Genomic DNA, 6,311 nt, shown 5'->3' with positions numbered 1-6,311 from the left:
TTGTTGTTGCTGATCACGAATGATGCATGGTTCGGTGAGGCTGCGGGCCCGCATCAGCACCTTGCCCAAGCGCGGTTGCGCGCAATCGAGCAGGGGTTGCCGATGGTGCGCGTGGCCAACACCGGCATCAGCGCGATGATTGATCCCAAAGGGCGCATCACTGCCGCATTGCCGCTGGGTGTTGATGGCGCGATTGATGCGCCTCTGCCTGCGGCGCTTGCAGCGACACCTTATAGCAGATGGGGCGATCTGCCGGTTGTCCTGTTGGTGCTTTTGTTCATCTTTGGCGGTTATTTTCGGGCCAGACGCGATAGCGATTGACCTAGCAGCGGGCACACCATATCGGGGTGTTCGATTCTGTCACAACGGCTTCCTGACGTGGCGGTATAACTTACTGGAGCACATCCCCATGACGCGTAACAATTACATCTTCACCTCTGAATCCGTTTCAGAGGGGCATCCTGATAAGGTCTGCGACCGCATATCTGACAGTATTCTGGATGCATTCCTGACCGAAGAACCCGAAGCGCGTGTCGCTTGTGAGACCTTTGCCACGACAAACCGCGTGGTGATCGGCGGTGAAGTGGGGCTGTCTGACCAGTCGAAGCTGAAGGACCATATGGCGCGGATCGAGGATATTGCGCGCGCCTGTATCAAGGACATCGGATACGAGCAGGACAAGTTCCATCACGCGACCTGCGAGATTACGAACCTGCTGCATGAGCAATCCGCGCATATCGCCCAAGGTGTGAATGCATCCGACACCAAAGAAGAAGGTGCGGGCGATCAGGGGATCATGTTCGGCTATGCCACAACAGAAACCGATGCGCTGATGCCGGCCCCGATCCAATATGCCCACGCGATCCTGCGCCGTCTGGCAGAGGTGCGCAAATCCGGCGAAGAACCGACGCTCCGCCCTGATGCCAAGAGCCAGGTGTCGCTGCGGTATGAAAACGGCAAGCCGGTTGAGGCGATGTCTATCGTGCTGTCGACCCAGCACAGTGATGAAAACCAGACCAGCGCAGATATCCGTGCAATTGTCGAGCCTTATATTCGCGAGGTGATGCCTGAGGGCCTGATCACCGCGCGGACAGAATGGTGGGTGAACCCGACAGGCACATTCGTCATCGGTGGTCCTGATGGCGATGCCGGTCTGACGGGCCGCAAGATTATCGTAGATACCTACGGTGGTGCGGCCCCGCATGGTGGCGGTGCTTTCTCTGGCAAAGACCCGACCAAGGTGGACCGGTCTGCGGCTTATGCCGCGCGCTATCTGGCCAAAAACGTGGTGGCCGCTGGCATGGCGGAGCGTTGTACGATCCAGTTGAGCTATGCAATTGGTGTGGCCAAGCCTTTGTCGATCTATGCCGATACCCATGACACCGGCGAGGTTGATCCGGCGGCGATCGAGCGTGCGATTGCACAGGTCATGGATCTGACGCCGCGTGGTATTCGCGAGCATCTGGGTCTGAACAGGCCGATTTACGAGCGGACTGCAGCCTACGGTCACTTTGGCCGTGCGCCGGATGCGGATGGCGGGTTCAGCTGGGAGCGGACCGATCTTGTTGAGGCGCTCAAGCGCGCTGTTTGATCAAGGTGAGGTGGGTCAAGACCCACCTTACAGGTTGCACGGTGCATAGGGTGGATCTTGATCCACCCTGCTGATTGCGAAAGCTGCGCACCCTTGCTAAAGCCCCGCCTATGAGCAAAACCAATCATCCCTCGGGCGCCCCGTGGCGCAATTTCTATGGCCGCTTTCGTGGCAAGACGATCCGTGCCGCCCAGCACGATTATCTTGAGAACGATCTTGCGCCGCTATCGCCCGGACCCATCAGTTGGGAAGAAAATCCCGAAAGGACGCCGCTTGCGCTAGATGGTGTTTTTGGTGGCAAGGACATCTGGCTTGAAATCGGCTTTGGCGGCGGTGAGCATCTGGTGCATATGGCACAGACCTATCCCAACATTGGTCTGATCGGCTGTGAGCCGTTTATCAATGGTGTGGCCATGCTTCTGGGCAAGATCCGCAAGGCCAACGTTGACAATCTGCGGGTTCACCCGGGCGATGTGCGTGATCTGTTCGACGTCTTGCCTGATGCGACGCTGTCAAAGGTGTTTCTGAACTACCCCGATCCCTGGCCCAAGAAGCGCCATCACCGCCGCCGGTTTGTGACACCGGAGCATCTTGCCCCCCTACACCGTGTGATGAAACCGGGTGCCGAGTTGCGCGTTGCGACAGACATCAAGGACTATGTCCGCCAGACACTGGAGCAGGTGCCTGTCCACGGGTTTGAATGGCTGGCCGAGGGGCCTGACGATTGGCGCGCGCCATGGGCGGACTGGGTGTCGACACGTTATGAGCAGAAGGCGCTCCGTGAAGGCCGGACACCGCATTATCTGACCTTCCGCCGGGTGTGAGCGCCGGACCCTCCGGGGGGAGTATTTCCGGCAAGATGATAAGACAGGTGATAGACCCGGCGAACGCGCTGCGCTATCAACCGCGCGAGTTAAGAAGGAAGATTGCCAATGTCCGGTCACGGCACCCCGATCCCCATGATATCGCACCCCTGTGGCCCTTTGGTGGGCGAGGCGCATGTGCCGGGTGACAAGTCGATTTCGCACCGGTCGCTGATTTTGGGGGCGATGTGTATTGGCGAGACGCGGATCACCGGTCTTCTGGAAGGTGAGGACGTGCTGGATACAGCCAAGGCGATGCAGGCCTTCGGGGCGACGGTGACCAATCATGGTGACGGTGCGTGGACTGTCAGTGGCGTGGGTGTTGGCGGTTTTGCCGAGCCTGATTGCGTGATTGATTGCGGCAATTCCGGTACGGGTGTGCGGTTGATCATGGGGGCTGCGGCGACTTCGCCGATTACTGTGACCTATACCGGTGATGCGTCGCTGAACGGGCGGCCGATGGGGCGGGTGACTGATCCGCTCGCACTTTTCGGGGCGCAGGCCGTGGGGCGTGCCGGTGGGCGTTTGCCGATGACTATTGTGGGTGCGCGCGCCCCTGTACCTGTGCGTTATGTCGTGCCGGTGCCGTCGGCACAGGTTAAATCGGCCGTTTTGCTGGCGGGTCTGAATGTGCCGGGGCAGACCGTTGTGATCGAGAAAGAAGCGACGCGGGATCATACCGAGCGGATGCTGCAGGGCTTTGGTGCGACCTTGACTGTTGAGACCACTGACGAAGGCCGCGTGATTACCCTTGATGGACAACCCGAGCTGACCGCGCAGACGATTGTTGTGCCGCGTGACCCGTCATCGGCGGCCTTTCCGGTCTGTGCGGCGATTATCACGCCGGGTTCGGATGTTCTGGTGCCCAATATCGGGTTGAACCCGACGCGGGCGGGGCTGTTCACCACATTGCAGGAAATGGGGGCTGATTTGGTCTTTGAGAATATGCGCGAGGAGGGGGGCGAGCCTGTCGCAGACCTGCGCGCAAGATTCTCGCCCGATTTGCGGGGTATCGCTGTGCCGCCTGCGCGCGCGGCGAGCATGATTGATGAATATCCGGTGCTGTCGGTCGTGGCGGCTTTTGCGCAGGGTGTCACGGATATGCAGGGCGTCAAGGAATTGCGCGTCAAGGAAAGCGACCGGATTGATGCAATGGCCAAGGGCTTGCGTGCGGCCGGTGTGACAGTGGATGAAGGCCCGGATTGGTGGAAAGTCACCGGAATGGGCCATGGCAATGTGCCGGGCGGTGTGACTGTGGCGAGCGAGCTGGATCATCGCATCGCGATGGCGTTCATGGTTATGGGCATGGCCACACAAAAGCCTATGCGCGTGGATGATGGTAGTCCGATTGCCACCTCTTTCCCGATATTTGAGGACCTGATGGGTGCGCTGGGCGCGCAGATTATACGTGCCAAGGTATGAGCTTTATCGTCGCCATTGATGGTCCTGCCGCAGCGGGCAAGGGCACGATTTCCAAGGCAGTTGCCGCGCATTTCGGTTTTGCGCATCTTGATACGGGGCTGCTCTATCGTGCGGTCGGGGCCAAAGTGATTGCAGGTGCGGAACCGGTTACGGCCGCTCGTGCGCTTGATGCGCGTGATCTGGAAAATGACAACCTGCGCACGTCTGCTGTGGCGCAAGCGGCTAGCGAGGTGGCCGTGATACCCGAAGTGCGTGCCGCACTGGTGGCGTTCCAGCGCAGTTTTGCGGGGCGCGACGGTGGTGCGGTGCTGGACGGGCGCGATATCGGGACGGTGATTTGTCCTGCTGCGGATGTGAAGCTTTTTGTCACCGCCAGCCCCGAATGCCGCGCCGAACGGCGGTTTCAGGAGCTTTCGGGCAAGGGGACAGACACCACCTATGATACCGTCCTCGCTGAAGTGAAAGAACGCGATGCGCGGGATCAGAACCGTGCGGCGGCCCCTCTGGTGCCTGCGGATGATGCGGTGACGCTGGACACGTCTGAGCTGACGGCCGCACAGGCGATTGCCGCTGCGATCAAGGTCATCGACGCGGCGCGCCCGTAAGAGCACAGGGTGTCTAACCGCGGACCAAAGGTTTCTTTGGCCGTTCAGGCGGGCATTGGCCACGCTTGCATCCGTTTGGCAACAGCCTTCTTGTTTGCGGGAAACCCCTTGCAAACAAGCCCCAATGCCCCTATACGCCGCCCTGTCGAAGTGTCGAAACAGGCGCGGACGTGAGACTTGAGCGGGGTCGGTAGTAACCGGCCCTGTTGTTTTATGTTTCGTAGATGATGCAAATGACCAACCGAAACCCAAAAGACCGGCGGAGACAACCGCACGGCCCGTATAAAACCAAACGTTAGGAAAACGACGCCACATGGCTAATTCAATGGAAGAGTTTGAAGCACTCTTGAACGAAAGCTTCGAAATGGACACGCCCGCCGAAGGGTCTGTTGTCAAAGGCAAAGTCATCGCAATCGAAGCGGGCCAAGCCATCATCGACGTCGGCTACAAGATGGAAGGCCGCGTTGATCTGAAAGAATTCGCAAACCCCGGTGAAGAGGCTGAAATCGCCGTTGGAGACACTGTCGAAGTGTTCCTGCGTCAGGTTGAGAACGCCCGCGGCGAAGCTGTTATCTCCCGCGAGATGGCGCGCCGCGAAGAAGCCTGGGATCGTCTGGAAAAAGCCTATGCTGACGAAGAGCGCGTTGATGGCGCGATCTTTGGCCGCGTAAAGGGTGGTTTCACTGTGGACCTTGGCGGCGCTGTTGCGTTCCTGCCCGGCTCTCAGGTTGATGTCCGCCCCGTGCGTGACGCAGGCCCGTTGATGGGGCTCAAGCAGCCGTTCCAGATCCTGAAAATGGACCGTCGTCGTGGCAACATCGTTGTATCGCGTCGTGCGATCCTTGAAGAATCACGTGCCGAGCAGCGCGCCGAAGTTATCGGCAACCTGACCGAAGGCCAGGAAGTTGACGGCGTCGTCAAGAACATCACCGAATACGGTGCGTTCGTTGATCTGGGCGGTGTTGACGGCCTGTTGCACGTCACTGACATGGCATGGCGCCGTGTGAACCACCCATCCGAGATCCTCACAATCGGTGAGACGATCAAGGTGCAGGTTATCAAGATCAACAAAGACACCCACCGTATCAGCCTTGGCATGAAGCAGCTGCAGGACGATCCATGGGATGCGGTTGAAGCGAAATTCTCGCTTGGTTCCGTGCATCAGGGTCGTGTGACCAATATCACCGATTACGGCGCATTTGTTGAGCTGGAAGCCGGTGTTGAGGGTCTGGTTCACGTCTCTGAAATGTCCTGGACAAAGAAGAACGTCCACCCCGGCAAGATCGTGTCGACCTCTCAGGAAGTCGAAGTCATGGTTCTGGAAATCGACAGCGCCAAGCGCCGCGTTTCCCTTGGCCTCAAGCAGACACAGCGTAACCCATGGGAAGTCTTTGCCGAGACACATCCTGAGGGCACCGAAGTGGAAGGCGAAGTCAAGAACATCACCGAATTCGGTCTGTTCGTTGGCCTTGAAGGCGACATCGACGGCATGGTTCACCTGTCCGACCTTACATGGGAAGGCCGTGGCGAGGACGTCATCGGTGATTTCCGCAAGGGCGATATGGTCCGTGCGAAGGTTGCCGAAGTGGACGTCGAGAAAGAGCGTATCTCGCTCTCGATCAAAGCACTCGACGGTGATCCCTTTGCAGAGGCTGTTGGCGGCGTAAAGCGCGGTTCGGTCATCACTGTTGAAGTGACCAAGATCGAAGACGGCGGCATCGAAGTTGACTATGAGGGTGCGAAATCCTTCATCCGTCGTTCCGATCTGTCCCGTGACCGTGCCGAGCAGCGCCCTGAGCGCTTCCAGGTTGGCGACAAGGTTGACGTGCG

General features: G+C 59.0%; 6 protein-coding genes and 1 riboswitch. All 6 genes read left to right on the top strand.

All coding sequences use genetic code 11. From position 1 onward, the window contains the following. On the top strand, window positions 1-321 hold a 321-nt coding region (locus VGP75_RS10950), incomplete at its 5' end, for a nitrilase-related carbon-nitrogen hydrolase (protein ID WP_327543698.1). Window positions 322-354: 33 nt separating this feature from the next. Further along, window positions 355-402: riboswitch (SAM-SAH riboswitch) on the top strand. Between the two features lie 7 nt (window positions 403-409). Next, window positions 410-1,591 (top strand): methionine adenosyltransferase, encoded by a 1,182-nt coding sequence (gene metK, locus VGP75_RS10945; protein WP_327543697.1) that lies wholly within the window; start codon window positions 410-412, stop codon window positions 1,589-1,591. A 110-nt stretch (window positions 1,592-1,701) separates the two neighbouring features. Continuing rightward, window positions 1,702-2,415, top strand: coding sequence for a tRNA (guanosine(46)-N7)-methyltransferase TrmB (gene trmB, locus VGP75_RS10940; RefSeq protein WP_327543696.1), 714 nt, complete (start codon window positions 1,702-1,704; stop codon window positions 2,413-2,415). A 108-nt stretch (window positions 2,416-2,523) separates the two neighbouring features. Continuing rightward, on the top strand, window positions 2,524-3,876 hold the full coding sequence (gene aroA, locus VGP75_RS10935) for a 3-phosphoshikimate 1-carboxyvinyltransferase (protein WP_327543695.1): 1,353 nt from the start codon (window positions 2,524-2,526) through the stop codon (window positions 3,874-3,876). After that, window positions 3,873-4,481, top strand: coding sequence for a (d)CMP kinase (gene cmk / locus VGP75_RS10930; protein WP_327543694.1), 609 nt, complete (start codon window positions 3,873-3,875; stop codon window positions 4,479-4,481). The genes aroA and cmk overlap by 4 nt, the downstream gene beginning before the upstream one ends. A gap of 325 nt (window positions 4,482-4,806) precedes the next feature. Then, window positions 4,807-6,311: 30S ribosomal protein S1 (rpsA, locus tag VGP75_RS10925; protein ID WP_327543699.1), on the top strand; the 1,505-nt coding region annotated here is incomplete at its 3' end.

Source organism: Yoonia sp. (assembly GCF_036007805.1).
Classification (GTDB): Bacteria; Pseudomonadota; Alphaproteobacteria; order Rhodobacterales; family Rhodobacteraceae; genus Yoonia.
This window is presented reverse-complemented; position numbering and strand designations above follow the sequence as displayed.

Bases quoted from the DNA above. Each gene is read 5' to 3' on its own strand.
- trmB (WP_327543696.1), top strand. From the start codon at position 1,702: ATGAGCAAAACCAATCATCCCTCGGGCGCCCCGTGGCGCAATTTCTAT.
- metK (WP_327543697.1), top strand. From the start codon at position 410: ATGACGCGTAACAATTACATCTTCACCTCTGAATCCGTTTCAGAGGGG.
- aroA (WP_327543695.1), top strand. From the start codon at position 2,524: ATGTCCGGTCACGGCACCCCGATCCCCATGATATCGCACCCCTGTGGC.
- cmk (WP_327543694.1), top strand. From the start codon at position 3,873: ATGAGCTTTATCGTCGCCATTGATGGTCCTGCCGCAGCGGGCAAGGGC.